This is a genomic window from Kaistia sp. UC242_56 (genome assembly GCF_044452255.1).
GTDB lineage: Bacteria > Pseudomonadota > Alphaproteobacteria > Rhizobiales > Kaistiaceae > Kaistia > Kaistia defluvii_A.
Genome location: NZ_JBIOAN010000002.1, coordinates 1764812 through 1777601 on the forward strand (window position 1 = coordinate 1764812; position 12790 = coordinate 1777601).

At 64.9% G+C, this 12790-nt stretch carries 11 protein-coding genes; 5 read left to right on the forward strand and 6 right to left on the reverse strand.

Annotation, left to right across the window (positions count from 1 at the left end):
* Positions 1 to 40 precede the first annotated feature (40 nt).
* The 4 genes from ACHMWQ_RS11005 to ACHMWQ_RS11020 are packed head-to-tail and all read left to right on the forward strand — an operon-like array spanning position 41 to position 4880.
* Positions 41 to 3223, forward strand: a complete 3183-nt coding sequence (locus tag ACHMWQ_RS11005; protein ID WP_396309427.1) for an efflux RND transporter permease subunit — start codon at positions 41 to 43, stop codon at positions 3221 to 3223.
* A 12-nt stretch (positions 3224 to 3235) separates the two neighbouring features.
* The gene (locus ACHMWQ_RS11010; protein WP_396307488.1) at positions 3236 to 3970 is read left to right on the forward strand and encodes an RNA polymerase sigma factor; all 735 of its coding nucleotides are present in this window, start codon (positions 3236 to 3238) and stop codon (positions 3968 to 3970) included.
* Positions 3967 to 4425, forward strand: coding sequence for a hypothetical protein (locus ACHMWQ_RS11015; protein ID WP_396307489.1), 459 nt, complete (start codon positions 3967 to 3969; stop codon positions 4423 to 4425). The genes ACHMWQ_RS11010 and ACHMWQ_RS11015 overlap by 4 nt, the downstream gene beginning before the upstream one ends.
* Entirely contained in the window at positions 4425 to 4880 is a 456-nt protein-coding gene (locus tag ACHMWQ_RS11020) for a periplasmic heavy metal sensor (protein ID WP_354548047.1), read from the forward strand. The genes ACHMWQ_RS11015 and ACHMWQ_RS11020 overlap by 1 nt, the downstream gene beginning before the upstream one ends.
* A 441-nt stretch (positions 4881 to 5321) precedes the next feature.
* Here ACHMWQ_RS11020 and ACHMWQ_RS11025 read toward each other — a convergent pair whose 3' ends face one another.
* The 6 genes from ACHMWQ_RS11025 to ACHMWQ_RS11050 all read right to left on the reverse strand — a co-directional run bounded on the left by ACHMWQ_RS11025 (position 5322) and on the right by ACHMWQ_RS11050 (position 11530).
* Positions 5322 to 6461: a Gfo/Idh/MocA family protein gene (locus ACHMWQ_RS11025; RefSeq protein ID WP_396307490.1), complete on the reverse strand. Its 1140-nt coding sequence runs from the start codon at positions 6459 to 6461 to the stop codon at positions 5322 to 5324.
* Between the two features lie 14 nt (positions 6462 to 6475).
* Positions 6476 to 7231, reverse strand: a complete 756-nt coding sequence (locus ACHMWQ_RS11030; protein ID WP_396307491.1) for a sugar phosphate isomerase/epimerase family protein — start codon at positions 7229 to 7231, stop codon at positions 6476 to 6478.
* A 66-nt stretch (positions 7232 to 7297) separates the two neighbouring features.
* Positions 7298 to 8386, reverse strand: coding sequence for an ABC transporter ATP-binding protein (locus ACHMWQ_RS11035; RefSeq protein ID WP_396307492.1), 1089 nt, complete (start codon positions 8384 to 8386; stop codon positions 7298 to 7300).
* Between the two features lie 3 nt (positions 8387 to 8389).
* On the reverse strand, positions 8390 to 9292 hold the full coding sequence (locus tag ACHMWQ_RS11040; RefSeq protein ID WP_396307493.1) for a carbohydrate ABC transporter permease: 903 nt from the start codon (positions 9290 to 9292) through the stop codon (positions 8390 to 8392).
* Between the two features lie 2 nt (positions 9293 to 9294).
* Positions 9295 to 10179: a sugar ABC transporter permease gene (locus ACHMWQ_RS11045; RefSeq protein ID WP_354548053.1), complete on the reverse strand. Its 885-nt coding sequence runs from the start codon at positions 10177 to 10179 to the stop codon at positions 9295 to 9297.
* Between the two features lie 115 nt (positions 10180 to 10294).
* The gene (locus ACHMWQ_RS11050) at positions 10295 to 11530 is read right to left on the reverse strand and encodes an ABC transporter substrate-binding protein (protein ID WP_354548054.1); all 1236 of its coding nucleotides are present in this window, start codon (positions 11528 to 11530) and stop codon (positions 10295 to 10297) included.
* Positions 11531 to 11719: 189 nt separating this feature from the next.
* On the opposite strand from ACHMWQ_RS11050, the gene ACHMWQ_RS11055 reads away from it, so the two are divergent.
* Positions 11720 to 12781: a LacI family DNA-binding transcriptional regulator gene (locus tag ACHMWQ_RS11055; protein ID WP_396307494.1), complete on the forward strand. Its 1062-nt coding sequence runs from the start codon at positions 11720 to 11722 to the stop codon at positions 12779 to 12781.
* Positions 12782 to 12790: the final 9 nt, after the last annotated feature.

The following is a 12790-nucleotide window of genomic DNA, read 5'->3' on the forward strand; positions in this document are numbered from 1 at the left end:
GGACCCCAAGGGATCCGGCATGGATAATTCGTCCGGCCTGATGCCGAAGGAAGGGGCGGTGCCGGGCGGCATTTCCGCGCTTTCGGTTCGGCGGCCGGTCCTGGCCATCGTTCTCAACCTGCTGATCGTCATCGCCGGTCTGGCCGCCTATCGCGGCGTCGAGATCCGCGAACTGCCGAATATCGACCAGCCGGTCGTCACGATCACCACCACCTATACCGGCGCCACGCCGGATACGATGGACAAGGAGATCACCAGCGTCATCGAGAAGGCGGCGGCCGGCGTCACCGGCTGGACCGACATCCAGTCGCAATCGACCAGCGGCCGCAGCCGTGTCACGGTGCAGTTCTCCGATTCCGTCGACATCAACGTCGCCGCCAACGATCTGCGCGATGCGGTCGGCAATGCCCAGCGCAACCTGCCGGATGACGCGGATCCGCCGACTATCGCCAAGGCGGATACCAATGGCGACGCGATCATGCGGCTCGCCGTGACATCGCCGACGCAGAAGATCGAGGACCTCACCAAGCTGGTCAACGACGTCATCGTCGATCGCCTGAAGGCCGTCGATGGCGTCGCCGACGTGCAGATCAACGGCGATCGCTCGCCCAATATCAGCATCTATATCGATCCGATGCGGCTCGCATCCTTCGGCCTCACGGTCGCGGATCTGAAGACCGCCCTGGCGACCGTGGCCCTGGACGTGCCGGCGGGCAATCTCAAGGACACGAACCGCAACATGTTCGTGCGCGCCGACGCCAGCGTGAAGAACGCCGACGACGTCAAGGCGATCCGGATCAAGGGCGACACCCGCGTCGGCGACGTCGCCGACGTCGTCTTCGGCCCGGCGGCGAAGTCCTCCAGCCTGCAGGTCAATGGCCGCGTTGGCGTCGGTCTCGGCATCGTTCGCCAGGCGAGCTCCAACACGCTGGAAATCTCGGCCGGCGTGCGCAAGGCCATCACCGAACTGGCTACCACGCTGCCCAAGGATGTCGCGGTCCGCGTCACCTCCGATGATGCCGACTTCATCTCGGGCTCGTTCGAGGAAGTCGAGCGCAGCCTCGTGCTGGCAATCTTCATCGTCATCGGCGTCATCTACCTGTTCCTGGGCTCGCTCCGCTCGACGCTCATCCCCGCCGTTACCGTGCCGGTCTCGCTGCTCGGCACGATCGCGGCGATGTATCTGATGGGCTTCTCGCTCAACATCCTGACGCTGCTGGCGCTGGTGCTGGCGACGGGTATGGTGGTGGACGACGCCATCGTGGTGCTCGAGAACATCACCCGCTATCGCGCCCAGGGGGTCGGCGCGCGCGCCTCCGCCGTTCTCGGCGCCAAGCAGGTCTTTTTCGCCGTCATCTCCACCACGGCCACGCTGGTCGCGGTGTTCGTGCCGATCTCCTTCTTCAAGGGAACCGCCGGCCGCCTGTTCTCCGAATTCGGCTTCGTGCTCGCCTTCGCGGTCACCTTGTCCGGCTTCGTGGCGCTGACGCTGGCGCCGATGATGGCCTCGAGGCTGCTCGGCAATGGCAATCATGGTCACGACGAGGGCGGCAATTTCCTGCAGCGCGGGCTGAACGCCGTCGGCAATGTCGGCCAGCGCATCTATGAGCGCGTGCTGGATTTCTGCCTGAAGGCTCCGGCCGTCATCATCCTGATCAGCATCCTGTTCGCGGGCGGCGCGGTGCTGGCCTTCGACATGCTGCCGCAGCAATTGACGCCTCAGGAGGATCGCGGCTCGGTCATGATCGCCATGACGACGCCGCAGGGATCGACGGTCGACTATACGCAGGGACAGATGTCGCTGGTGACGCGCGCCGTGGAACCGCTGCTGAAATCCGGCGAGGCGACCAACATCTTCTCCGTCGCCGGCAATTTCGGCAGCCCGAGCAACGGCTTCATGATGGTGACGCTGGCCCCCTGGGGCGAGCGCACCCGCAGCCAGGCGCAGATCGCCGCCGAGCTCAGCCAGAAGATCCGCTCGATCCCCGGCGCGATGATCAATCTGCGTCAGCCCAACAGCCTCGGGATTCGCGGCGGCGGCCAGGGCCTGACCTTCGCCGTCACGGGCGTCGAGTATGACGGCATCACCAAGGCGGCGCAGCAGCTCATCAATACGCTGGGCTCCAATCCCGCCTTCTCCAACGTCCAGCTCAACTACGACCTCAACCAGCCGCAGCTTTCGGTCGACATCAATCGCGACCGCGCCGCCGATCTCGGCATCTCGGTCGCCGATATCGGCACCATCGTTTCGACGCTGCTGGCCGGCGCCGACATGGGCAATTTCTATGTCGGCGACGACAAGATCGACATCACCGCGCTCGCCCCGGACGGCATGATCGTGACCCCGAGCGATCTGATGAACGTGCAGGTCCGCACGGGCGGCGGCACCATGGTGCCTCTGTCCTCCGTGATCTCGGTCAGCGAGGGCGCGACGTCGCCGACGCTGGCGCGCCAGTCGCTGCGTCGCGCCGTGCCGATCACCGCCACGCTGAGCCCCGGCGTCGACCTCGGCTCGGCCATGCAGATCCTGAACGAGGAAGCCGCCAAGGAATTGCCGGCCGGCATGAACATCGTGCTGACGGGCGAGGCGGCGACGCTCAACGAGACGTCGAGCGGCATCCTGCAGACCTTCATGTTCGCCGTGGTCATCATCCTGTTGGTGATGGCGGCGCAGTTCGAGAGCTTCGTCGCGGCGGCGATCCTGTTCACCACGGTGCCGTTCGGCGTCGCGGCGGGCATCTACGCCATCCTGCTCTCGGGCGGCTCGCTCAACATCTACACCCAGATCGGCCTCGTCATGCTGGTCGGCCTGATGGCGAAGAACGGCATTCTGATCGTCGAATTCGCCAACCAGCTGCGCGATGAAGGCCAATCGGTTCGCGACGCGATCCGCAATGCCTGCCTGATCCGGCTTCGGCCGGTGCTGATGACGATGATCGCGACCGTGCTGGGCGGCCTGCCGCTGATCCTGACCGGCGGCGCCGGCTCCGAGGCCCGCGCTGCGCTGGGCTGGATCATGGTTGGCGGCCTCGGCGTCTCGGCCCTGGCGACGCTGTTCCTGACGCCCGTCTCCTTCCTGCTGCTGGCCGGCTTCTCCAAGCCGCGCATTGCCGAGGAGCACAGGCTGGTGGCCGAACTGGCCGAGGCCGAAGATTCCCGCCGGCGCGAGGGCAAGGGTCCGGAAGAAGCGCCGCCTCGCCCTCTCGCGATCGCGGCGGAATAGGGAGAGATTGCCGTGGCATTTTCCCACCCCGATCTTCCCCGCCTCAAGGCTGCCACGGCGGCGTCGATACGCTATCGTCTGATCCCGGGCGGGAAAGCCGGCGAAAGCGCCGGCGAGGACGATTCGAAAGGTCGGGCAGACGCATTGGCAGGCAGGGACGATCCGGGCGACGACAAGGCGATCCAGGCCGACCATGCGCTGATGCAGGCGGTGGCTGCCGGCGAGGAAGGGGCGTTCGCGCGCCTCATCCAGGCCGAGGCGCCGAAACTGACCCGCTTCGTCGCGTCCGTGCTCTCCGATCTGGCCGAAGCCGAGGAAGTCGTGCAGGAGGCGCTGCTCCGGCTCTGGAAGCAGGCCGCGACCTGGGAGCCGAACGCGCGGATCGGCACCTTCCTGCATCAGGTGGCTTATCGAATAGCGATCGACCGTCTGCGGCGGCGCCGGCCGCATCTCGATATCGACGGCTTCGATGACATTCTCGAGGACGACGCCCCGACCCCGGAGCGTCACCTCACGCAGAAGGATGATGGCCGCGTCGTCCAGGCCGCCCTCGACCAGCTGTCGGAACGGCAGCGCACCGTCATCGTGCTGGCCCACTTCCAGGAACTGGGCCAGGCCGAGGGCGCGGACATCATGGGAATTGGCGAACACGCCTATGAATCGCTCCTCGCGAGAGCCCGGCGCCGGCTGCGAAGCCTGCTCGGCGGCAAGGACGGGGACGATCGGCAGGAAGGAATGCGATCATGAGCAAGACATCCGGTGAAGGGCGTTTTGAACTGGCAAGCGGTCCGGCCAGCCTGCAGGAAGCTGTCGATCGCTGGGGCCCCGATCTCAATCTCTGGCCCGACCTGATGCTCGTCCGCCGGGCGCGCGAGGCGTTGCTGGCCGACCGTAATTTCCGTGGGCATCGCGACCGCGCCGTGGCCGAGGCGGCCCGGCTTTCCCGCGCCGCGACATCGCTCGACAAGCGGATCGCGGATAGCGGCTCCGTCGAACGGATCACCCGCAAGCTGCTCGATGCGACGGGATCGAAGGTCATTCACTGGCGTCGCCGGATCGCGGCGCTCGCCGCCGTGATGATGCTGTCGGCCGCCTTGGGCAGCGCCTTCGCGGAGATGGTTCCGGCCCAGATCGAGGCGCCGAGGGTCGATGTCGTGCAACTGGATACGCTGGTCTTCGGACCGTCAGAGGCAGACTTTTGATGGCTTTCAAGATCGAACCCAAGACCCGGCGCACCCTGTTGTGGGGCCTGCTCGTCGTGTCATTGGCCGTCAATGCCTTCTTCATCGGCGCGACCGTCACGGATCTCGCCCGATTCCGGCTGGGCTCCGAGGATAAGAGCCCGCGCATCATCCGCACCGAACTGCGCTGGCTCAAGGACCGCTTGTCGCCCGACGCGATCGACAGCATCGAGACGCAGCTCAATGTCCTCAAGCCGGACATTCTGGCGCGGCTCGACCGCCTGAAGACCTTGCGGGGCGAGCTCAACGCGCTCGTCGCTGCGCCGACGCCGGACAAGGCGGCGATCGATGCGCATCTGCGCAACATCCGCATCGAGGTCGGCGCGATGCAGGAGCAGGTGCAATCGCGCACCTTCGAGGCGCTCCTCAACCTGCCGCCGGAACAGCGCGCGGCGCTCGCTAGACCCGCGAACTAGCGGCGGCTGGTTCTTCCCGCCCGTTCTCTCTGCGCACGCCCGGCCTCAACATGCTGAGGAGGCCGTAGGGCCGTCTCGAAGCACGCAGCACAGCCAAGCCAACGATTTCGTTCTTAGGCGCGAAGATGCCCTTTCTTCACCTCTCCCTGAGGGAGAGGTCGACGGCCGCAGGCCGGCGGGTGAGGGGTTACGGCCTCACCGGATGGTTGCCTAAACCCTCACCTGGAGCTTCGCTCCGGCCTCTCCCTCAGCGAGAGGTAAGGGGCAGGGCGGCTCGAGTGGGGAAATCGGGCTCGCTTGTCGAGTTGCGGATCAGACACCCAGGTTGTTGGAGGCCGAGCCTTGTCGAACAGCTTGTTGGGATGAGAAACCTTCTAACCCCTATCGAAATAACGAAAAACGGGGCCGCAAGTGGCCCCGTTTTCATTCGTGCAGGGAGGATCAGCGCGCCGCGGTGAAGCGGTCGGCGTCGGCCTGGGTCAGCGGGGCGGGGCGCTCGGTGGTGGTCGAGAGCGTGATCACCTTCTCCTGCGCCGCCGAATCGAGGATTGACACCATCGCGTCGAGGGCATGCAGCGCGACCCGGCCCGAGCAGCGCGGCTCGCGGCCCTGATCGGCGGCGTCAAGCAGATCGGCGACGCCCAGCATGCGGTAGTTGGCATGCTTGCCGTCTTCCCAGTTGGCCTTGCCGAACGGCGCTTCCGAGCTGTCGACCTCGATATAGTCGCCCCTTTCAACGGAGTAGCGGACGCTGCCGCCGAAGAAGTTCGGATCGGGCACCAGCATCGTGCCTTCCGAGCCGTAGAGCTCGATCGGATTGACGTGGCCGTGCTTCCAGACGTCCCAGCTCGCCGTCAGGGTAACCTGAGCGCCGGAGACGAAGTGGAGGATGGCGTTGATCGTCGTCGGCGTGCCGACCGGCACGGTCTTGCCCTTGAGCGGACCTTCGGCCGTGACGAGGCGGTCTTCAAACCCCTTGGTCGCGACGGCGGTGACGGTGCGGATCGGACCGAGCAGGTTGATCAGCGCCGCGATGTAATAGGGTCCGAGATCAAGGATCGGGCCGCCGCCGGGTTGGAAGAAGAAGCCGGGATTGGGGTGCCACATCTCCATGCCGTGGCTCATCACATGCATGGTGCCGGCGATGACGCGGCCGATCTTGCCTTCATCCAGTAGCTTGCGCGCCGTCTGGCCCGCGCCGCCGAGGAAGGTGTCCGGCGCGCTGCCGAGCTTCAGCCCTTTGGCGTCCGCCAGCGCCACCAGCTTCTTGCCGTCCTCGACGGAAAGCGCGAACGGCTTTTCCGAATAGGCGTGCTTGCCGGCCGAGAGGATCGCGTTCGACACTTCATAATGCGCCGAGGGGATGGTCAGGTTGATGACCGTGTCGATCTCGGAATCGCCGAGCAATCCGTCGATCGTCAGGGCGCGGACGCCGAACTGGTCGGCGCGGGCCTTGGCTGCCTCCGCCACGATGTCCGCGACCGCGACGATCTGGGTGCCCGGAAAGAGCGGTGCCAGCTTCAGATAGGCGGCCGAAATGTTGCCGGCGCCGATCAGGCCGATCTTGTGAACCTTGGTCATGTCGGGGAAGCCTTTCAGGAAACCAGGGCCTTGATGGCCGCATAGGAACGCTCGGCGAAGAGCTTCCAATCCGAGGGATTGTCGTGCTCGGCGACGAGGATGCGGGCCTTCTTGGCCTTCTCGATATGCGGCCAGAGTGCCTTCCAGTCCACGACGCCGTCGCCGACATTGGTCCAGCCATCATCGACCGTCGTGCCAGCCGGGGCCAGGTCCTTGATGTGGAAGGCGATCGTCTCGTCGGCGAGCTTGTCGATCTCGGCGGCCACGTCCTGGCCGGCGCGGGCGACCCAACCGAGGTCGAGCTCGGAGGTGACGCCATTGCCGATCAGATGGTCGATCGGGCGCGAGCCGTCAGCCAGCGTCGCATATTCGAAGTCGTGATTGTGATAGCCGAGGCCGAGGCCGGCTGCCTTGGCCTTTTCGGCGGCGCCGGCAAAGCTCTCATGCAACTTCTTCCAGCCATCGACATCGGTCGGGCGCTGTTCGGCGACGAGATAGGGGATGACGATGGTTTCGGCGCCGATGGTCTTGGCGATGTCGATGAAGCGGCTGGTCTCGCCGACGACGCCGTCGAGCGGCGCGTGGAAGGTAGGGGTCACCAGGCCGACGGCGTCGACCTTGGCGCGATAGCCGGCGGCGTCTTCGCCATAGAGCGGATAATAGGGCTCGACCGCGTCATAGCCGATCTTGGCCAGGCCCTCGAGAACGGTTTCGAGCGGCGGGAAATTGCGGGCGGAGTAGAGCTGAAACGAGATCTTGTGCTGCGACATGGGAATGTCTTTCTTGAATCCGTTCTTAGGGAAGTCGCCTGAAACGCCAGGCGGCTCAGGGGGCGATCAGAGGCGCTGGCCGCTGGCGAGATCGAAGATCGACGCGTAGGCAGGCTGAAAGAAGGCATCTGCCGAAGAGGGCGTCTGGACGTGGGCGTCGCCATCGATGCGCACCGAGAACGTCGTGCCTGCGACATCGCCCCAGACCAGGCTGTCGGCGCCCATCGGCTCGAGCAGGGTCAGATTGACCGGGATCGTCCTGGCATCCGGTTCGCGATGCTCGAGGTCGACCTGTTCCGGCCGGATGCCGAGGGTCGCCGGGCGGCCATGCTCGGGCGGCTTTTCGAACTCGTATCCGGTGAGGTCGATCAGCGTGCCGTTGGAGAGCTTGAACGAAACGGCGCCGCCTTCGACCGAGATCGTGCCGTCGATGAAGTTCATGGACGGCGAGCCGACAAAGCCGGCGACGAAGCGGTTGACCGGCCGGCGGTAGATTTCCTTCGGCGAGGCCAGCTGCTGGATGACGCCGCCATTCATCACGGCGACGCGGTCGGCCAAGGTCAGCGCCTCGATCTGATCGTGCGTGACGTAGATCATGGTCGAGCCGAGGCCCTGGTGCAGGCGCTTCAACTCCACGCGCAGTTCCGTGCGAAGCTTGGCGTCGAGGTTGGAGAGCGGCTCGTCGAACAGGAACACGTCGACATCGCGCACCAGGGCGCGGCCGATGGCGACGCGCTGGCGCTGGCCGCCCGAGAGCTCGGCCGGACGGCGGTCGAGCAGCGGCTCGATCTGCAGGATCTTGGCGGCGCGCGCGACGCGCTTGTCGATCTCGTCCTTCGGCACCTTGGCCATCTTCAGGCCGAAGGAGAGGTTTCCCGTCACCGTCATGCGCGGATAGAGCGCATAGGACTGGAACACCATGCCGATGCCGCGGTTCTTCGGCTCCTCCCAGGTGACGTTCTTGCCGCCGATCCAGATCTGGCCGGCGGAAACGTCGAGCAGGCCTGCGACGGCGTTGAGCAGCGTGGACTTACCGCAACCGGAGGGGCCGAGCAGGACGATGAACTCGCCCTGTTCGATTTCGAGGTCGAGATTCTTCAGGACCTTGAGGTTGCCGAATTCGATTTCGAGGTCTCGAATGGAGACAGTGGCCATGGATCACCCCTTCACGGCGCCGGAAGCGATGCCGCGAACGAACCAGCGTCCCGACACGAAATAAACGAAGAGCGGAACAAGTGCCGTCAGGATCGTGGCAGCCATGTTCACGTTGTACTCCTTCTCGCCGAAGCTCGAATTGACGACGTTGTTGAGCTGCACGGTCATCGGGAAGTTCTCGCGACCGGCGAAGATCAGGCCGAACAGGAAGTCGTTCCAGATTCCGGTGATCTGCAGGATCGCGGCGACGACGATGATCGGCGTGGAGAGCGGCAGCATCAGCCGCAGGAAGATCGCCCAGAAGCCGCCGCCATCGACGCGGGCCGCCTTGAACAGGTCGATCGGGATGCCGGCGTAGAAGTTGCGGAACAGCAGCGTCATCAGCGGCAGTCCGAAGATCGTGTGCACGAACACGACACCCGGGATCGAATTGTAGAGCGACACCATCGAGAGGATCCGCACCAGGGGATAGAGGAAGACCTGGTAGGGGATGAAGGCGCCGAGCAGCAGGATCGCAAACAGGATATTGGCGCCCTTCGGCCGCCAGAAGGAGAGGGCGTAGCCGGTCACCGATCCGACCGCGATCGACAGGATGACGCTCGGGATCAGGATTTTGATCGAGTTCAACATGCCGACATGAATGCCTTCGCAGTTCAGCCCGGTGCAGGCCTGCGACCACGCCTTGATCCAGGCGTCGAAGCTGGGCGATCCCGGCAGGGCGAAGAGATTGCCCATCCGGATCTCGTCCATCGGCTTCAGCGACGTCACGATCATCACGTAGAGTGGGATCAGGAAGAACAGCGCCGAGATGATCAGGAAGGCGTAGACGCCGTACCGGCCGGGGCCGATGCGCTTGGGACGGGGGCCCGAAGGCTCGACTTGGGCGTTTGCAGTGAGAGAAGCCATGATCAGTGCGCGCTCCTCGGCTTGCGGAAGTATTGCACGTAGAGCCAGGGCGCCAGTACGCAGAGGACCGTGATCATCATGACGGTCGAGGCCGCCGTGGCGAGGCCGAGATTCTGGCGCTGGAACAGATATTCGATGACGAACTTGGCCGGCACTTCGGTCGATATGCCGGGGCCGCCATTGGTGAGCGCCACCACCAGGTCGTAGACCTTCACCACCGCGGTCGCGAGCAGCACCGTGGCCGTCACGAACATCGGAGTCAGGATCGGGATCACGATGTGCACATAGACGCGCCAGGTCGGGATGCCGTCCACCTTGGCGGCCTTCCACAGCTCGCCGTCGACGCCGCGAAGGCCGGCCAGCAGGATCGCCATGACGAGGCCGGAGGCCTGCCACATGCCCGCAAGGGCGATGACGTAGATCGCCCGGTCGCCGCGCGACAGCCAATCGAAGGTAAAACTCTCCCAGCCCCAGTTACGTACGGTCTGCTGCACGCCGAGCGTCGGGTTCAGTGTCCACTGCCACACAAGGCCGGTCACGATGAACGACAGGGCGTAGGGATAGAGGAAAATCGTGCGGAACACGCTCTCGGCGCGGATCCGCTGGTCGAGGAACACCGCCAGCAGGAAGCCGAGGATCAGGCAGCCGACGATGAAAATCAGGCCGAAGATCGCGAGGTTCTGGACCGATATGATCCAGCGTTCCGATCCGAACAGTCGGGTATATTGCGAGAAGCCGACATAGTTGGAGACCGGAAAGACCTTCGAGCTCGTGAACGAGATCTGGATGGTCCAGAGGATGGTGCCGATATAGGCGAAGATCACGATCAGCCAGGCAGGAGCCAGGGCGACCTGCGCCATCCAGAAGCGTAGGAATCGAGGTTTCAAGATAACGCACTCCGATAGCCCGGCGGATGCGAGCCGCCGCGGACCGGCTCACCGTCGCGGTGGCGCCAGATCGAGGAGAAAACCCGGCCGGAGAACCGGCCGGGTCGGAGTCCTGTTATTCTGCAGCGATGATTTCGGCGAACTTCGCCTGCAGGTCGGCCGGCGTCTGGGACGGAGTGGTCCAGAACTGGCCGATGATGTCCTGGATCGAGCCGATCGAGTCCGGCGTCTGCAGGAAGTCGAAGCCGGGGACGGAACCGTTCTCGGTGCCGAGCAGCTTCAGGCCGGCCTGGGCGCAGGCGTCGAGCTTCGAGGTGTCGACATCGCCGCGAACCGGGACGGAGCCCTTCTTGGCGTTGAAGGCGACCTGGGTCTCGGGCGTCAGCATGGTGTGGGCGAGCAGAGCCTGGGCCTTCTGGGCGTCGGCATTGTCGGTCTTCGGGAAGACGAACACGTCGCCGCCGATCCAGTAGACCTGGTTGCCGATGCCGGGAATGCAGCCGACTTCCTTGCCGGGGGTCAGGCCGGCGGCGATCACTTCGCCCTTGGCCCAGTCACCCATGAAGTTGAAGCCTGCCTTGCCGGAGACGACGAGGCCGGTGGCCTGGTTCCACTGGCGGCCCTGCTGGCCCGCATCGCCATATTCGCGCAGCTTGCCGAAGGTCTCGACGACCTTGGCGAATTCCGGCGACTTGACGGCTTCGACGTTGTTGTCGCCATAGACCTTCAGATAGAGGTCGCGGCCGCCGACGCCGAGCAGGACGTCGTTGAACAGCAGGACCTGGGTCCAGGCGTCGCCCGACTGCGCCATCGGAATGACGCCGGCTGCCTTCAGCTTGTCCATGGCGGCGAACAGTTCGTCCCAGGTCTTCGGCGGCTCGATCTTGTTCGCTTCGAGCAGGGCCGCGTTGTACCAGAGCCAGTTGTTCGAATGGATGTTGACCGGAACGGCGAAGTAATGGCCGTCACGCGAGACCGCCTTCACGAGAACCGGCGACAGGAACTTGTCCCAGCCATCGGCCTTGGCGACCTCATCGAGGTTGTTGAGCAGGCCCTGGGCGACCAGGTCCTCGAACTGCTTGCCGGTGTTGAACTGCATGGCGGTGGGCGGATTGCCACCAACGATGCGGTTGATGCCGGCGGCGCGTGCCGCTTCGCCGCTTGCAATGGCCGCGTCGACCCACTCACCGCCAGCGGCGTTGAACTGGTCGGCAAACACCTTCACGGCAGCGGATTCGCCGCCGGAGGTCCACCAATGGATGACTTCGGCCTTTTCGGCAGCGACCGACGGACCAGCCATCAGGGCCACGACTGCTGCTGCACCGAGCAACGCCTTGGTAAAATGCTTCATGCTTCCTCCTCCCGGGGTTCAGCGCCTTTCCTCAAAGGCGCCAATTCGTGAACGTCCGTCCGATCCACCGGACTTGAACGCCCGAATTCTTGTAATCGATTACATCTACCGTATACTCCCCAAACCGGCTGTCAACGCAAAGTTATTTTGCAGTGCAAAAGAAAAGCCGGACTGGGGAAGGACCAAACGGTGCGAAAATCTGAAACGCCGGAGCCGGAAGCGGCCGCCCGATCCGTTACGATCCAGGACGTCGCGCGCCGCGCGGGCGTGTCCACCGCAACCGTCAGCCGGGCCATCGCCCTGCCTGAGCGCGTGACCGAGGCGACTCGGGCCGCAGTGTTTTCCGCCATCCGCGAGACCGGCTACACGCCCAATGCGGCGGCCCGTTCGCTGCGCGCCAAATCGACCAAGATGGTGCTGGTGCTGCTGCCCGGCATCGGCAATTCCTTCTTCACGCCCGTGCTGAATGCGCTGGAGGAAGTGTTCACCGAAGGTGGCTACGGCGTGCTGATTGGCTATACGCGTCAAAGCCGTAGCCGCGAGACGCACTATGCCCGCGTGATCCGGGCGGGGCAGGTGGACGGCGTTCTGGTCGTCACCGGCAACGTGCCGCGCGACGAGGAATTCGTCTCGGTGCCGGACACGGTTCCGGTATCGCTGATGTTTTCCGAGATTCCCGGCACGCCGCAATTCTCCGTCTTCGACGTCGACAATCGCGGCGCCTCGGCCGAGGCGGTGCGCTACCTGATTTCGCAGGGTCATCGCCGCATCGCGCATATCCCCGGCGCGGAGGGTGGGCTCGAAGCGAGCGAGCGCCTCGGCGGATATTGCGATGCACTACGAGAGGCCGGTTTGCCGATCGACCAGGCACTGATTTGGCGTGGCGCCAGCAATTTCGATTTCGCCTCCGGCGAACGGGCGGCCAGGGATTATTTCGCGCTCGACGAGAAGCCGACGGCGGTTTTCGCGGCGGCGGACGAAATCGCGCTCGGTTTCATGCGCGCGCTGAAGAACCGGGGGGTCGGCATTCCGTCCGACGTATCGGTGATCGGCTTCGACGATACCGAATATGCCGTGCACTATGATCCGGCGCTGACGACCATGCGCCAGCCGCGCAACGAGATGGGCCGGCTTGCCGCGACCGACCTGCTGCGCCGCATGGCGACGGGGCGCGACGGCACGGTGCCGACCTTGAAGGTGCGCCTGGCCTGCGAACTCGTGGTGCGCGAAAGCGTGAGAGCGGTGGGGTAGGGCAAGAAC

Bases quoted from the DNA above. Each gene is read 5' to 3' on its own strand.
- ACHMWQ_RS11005 (WP_396309427.1), top strand. From the start codon at position 41: ATGCCGAAGGAAGGGGCGGTGCCGGGCGGCATTTCCGCGCTTTCGGTT.
- ACHMWQ_RS11015 (WP_396307489.1), top strand. From the start codon at position 3,967: ATGAGCAAGACATCCGGTGAAGGGCGTTTTGAACTGGCAAGCGGTCCG.
- ACHMWQ_RS11020 (WP_354548047.1), top strand. From the start codon at position 4,425: ATGGCTTTCAAGATCGAACCCAAGACCCGGCGCACCCTGTTGTGGGGC.
- ACHMWQ_RS11025 (WP_396307490.1), bottom strand. From the start codon at position 6,461: ATGACCAAGGTTCACAAGATCGGCCTGATCGGCGCCGGCAACATTTCG.
- ACHMWQ_RS11030 (WP_396307491.1), bottom strand. From the start codon at position 7,231: ATGTCGCAGCACAAGATCTCGTTTCAGCTCTACTCCGCCCGCAATTTC.
- ACHMWQ_RS11035 (WP_396307492.1), bottom strand. From the start codon at position 8,386: ATGGCCACTGTCTCCATTCGAGACCTCGAAATCGAATTCGGCAACCTC.
- ACHMWQ_RS11040 (WP_396307493.1), bottom strand. From the start codon at position 9,292: ATGGCTTCTCTCACTGCAAACGCCCAAGTCGAGCCTTCGGGCCCCCGT.
- ACHMWQ_RS11050 (WP_354548054.1), bottom strand. From the start codon at position 11,530: ATGAAGCATTTTACCAAGGCGTTGCTCGGTGCAGCAGCAGTCGTGGCC.